The organism is Microcoleus sp. Pol11C3, from assembly GCF_036701485.1.
In the GTDB taxonomy this organism is placed as follows: domain Bacteria; phylum Cyanobacteriota; class Cyanobacteriia; order Cyanobacteriales; family Microcoleaceae; genus Microcoleus.
Genome location: NZ_JAUBQW010000279.1, coordinates 1 through 2,233, shown reverse-complemented (window position 1 = coordinate 2,233; position 2,233 = coordinate 1). Strand labels below are relative to the sequence as shown.

The following is a 2,233-nucleotide window of genomic DNA, read 5'->3' as shown; positions in this document are numbered from 1 at the left end:
TGAGTTTCAGCTTCTAGTCTTATGCACGAGTCTATCTTTTATTAGATAAAGTTATCACCATAAGTTCTGAAGAGCCGGAGATGTTTCGCATGATTCTATCAATCGCTTCTTATTAAGAGAAAGATATGAACCGAAAGATTTATTATTTATTGGGTGCATCTCACTTTGGCAAATACATCAAGTTGAAAGTTGACCGTTGAGGTAAGCACGGCGAAGAGAAAGGATAGAGGGAACGCTCTCAATATTCCATTGCGCTCCTGATATTTTCACCCTAAACCCAATTCGCTTAATAATTGATTCAACTGTTCCAGAACCAATCGAACTTATGGATTCTTCTTTATAGTATTGGTAGTTGACTATTCGGCCGCGATGGGCCTCTAAATAGTTACAAAATGTTTTAAATTCTTTTTTTTTTCATTTGTTTAAATAGATTTATAACTTCATCTATCTTGCCTTGCCACAACATATTTTCTGCTAATTTTAAACGTTTTATTGAGCCTCCTACCTTGTAAAGATTTTCTTTCAGATGATACCAATCTAAGATTTCTTGTCTTTGTTCGGTGTCTCCTATTTGTTGAAATATCTTCCCAATTACGGCGTGACTATCTCCTAAACAATACATAAGATGTAGCAACTTTTGACAGCTTAGTCCAATCAATTAAATCTTAATTTTTTTGAAAAAATGCTCCCGAATAAACATTATCTAAACACACGGCTTTATAGTCTTTGCAGTAACACCCCTCGCCTTTATTTTCGTTGCGGAGCCTGACTTTACCCCCATCCAATGTAATTTCTTGGACTCCTTGTTTCGATGCAGGTAATTCAAATTCTTTTCGCTTGACTAATCTATGTAATGTAGTGTGAGAGATTTTGACACCAGTGAAAATCTCTAAATCTTTTTGGGCCATTTGATAAGATTCGTTGGCACTGATTAAAAGACAGCATTTTTCCATCAGTGGACTGATTTGACTATAAACTTTCAATCCAAAATATTTCGCCTGATTATCTGTAATGTCAAGCGAACCGACTATTGATTTTATTTTTCTGGTTTTTCCTGTTTGAATTCCTGATACTGCTGAAAAAAAAAGCTACCTAGTTCTGGACCCACTTCTTCTAGCATTTTCTGACGGAGGGATTTTTCTATGCTGTCAAAACTTTCTAACTCGGTTGGAACGGTATTTCTGTAAAGAATTTCTGCTGCCGCTTTTAAGTGGGCTTTTAGCTGTTCTTGGTCTGAGGGTATCATTTTCTTTGCCTCATATTTTTGGGTGATTTTACGAGCTTTTTCATTTTAACCCTTTTTTGGTATAATCGCCAAAGTGAGATGCACCCTATTTATGATTTATTCGAGACAGCTCGGAAGATTATTACATTAGAAGGAGGCATAATGAGTATTGATGATACAGTAATAGAAAAACCTTATAGCGACCCCCAAAAGTTCAAAATTAATAGGTCATTTTTGGTCTGGTAAATACCATAAAACCATGATAGGGTTAAACTTAATTACCCTGTATTATAGTGACATCAATGGTAATTCAGTCCCGATAAATTATAGAATATATGATCGATAAGAGGGGAAAACAAAAAATCAATATTTTAGAGAAATGACGACGGAAATCATGAATTGGGGGGTGAAGCCAAAAATAGTTACGGGTGATAGTTGGTATTCAGGAGTAGAAAATTTAAAATTTCTCAAAAACCAGAAAGTGGGTTTTTTATTCGCAGTTAAAAAGAATAGAACCGTATCAAGTGAACCCCAAAAGTATTGTGCCGTAGGGATTATTGACATTCGAGATGAAGGAATAATCACTCATTTGAAAGAATTTGGATTTATAAAACTGTTTAGGAAAGTGTTCAAAAAAGACGACTCGCTTACACTATATTTTATATTTACCCAACTCGGAAAAAATCCGAGAAACAACTAAAAGTCAATTTGTCACGATTCATGATATTCATTGGGGCATTGAAACCTTTCACAGAGCAATCAAACAAGTCTGTGGAATTTGTCGGTTCAGGGTGAGAGATACCTATGCAATCAAAACTGGGAGCGTGTCACTTTTGCGATGAGTATTTATACTCAACTATTTCTTCGCTTACCAATTAAGTCATTTAAGTAAGCACATCGATGAGCCAATACCTGTCCAATATGTTCTGATTTCCAACTTGCTCCAGATATTTTAATTCGTCTAGCTATTTGCTTAATTCCTGATTCTACTGCGCCAGAGCCAATTGA

General features: G+C 35.4%; 2 pseudogenes. One reads left to right on the top strand and one right to left on the bottom strand.

Annotated features, from left to right (window positions below):
• Positions 1 to 177 precede the first annotated feature (177 nt).
• Positions 178 to 1,246: pseudogene (locus QUA40_RS28485) on the bottom strand (ISKra4 family transposase).
• 93 nt (positions 1,247 to 1,339) lie between these two features.
• Between QUA40_RS28485 and QUA40_RS28480 the strand changes: the two are divergent.
• Positions 1,340 to 2,043: pseudogene (locus QUA40_RS28480) on the top strand (IS701 family transposase); the annotation flags it as partial.
• Positions 2,044 to 2,233 lie beyond the last annotated feature (190 nt).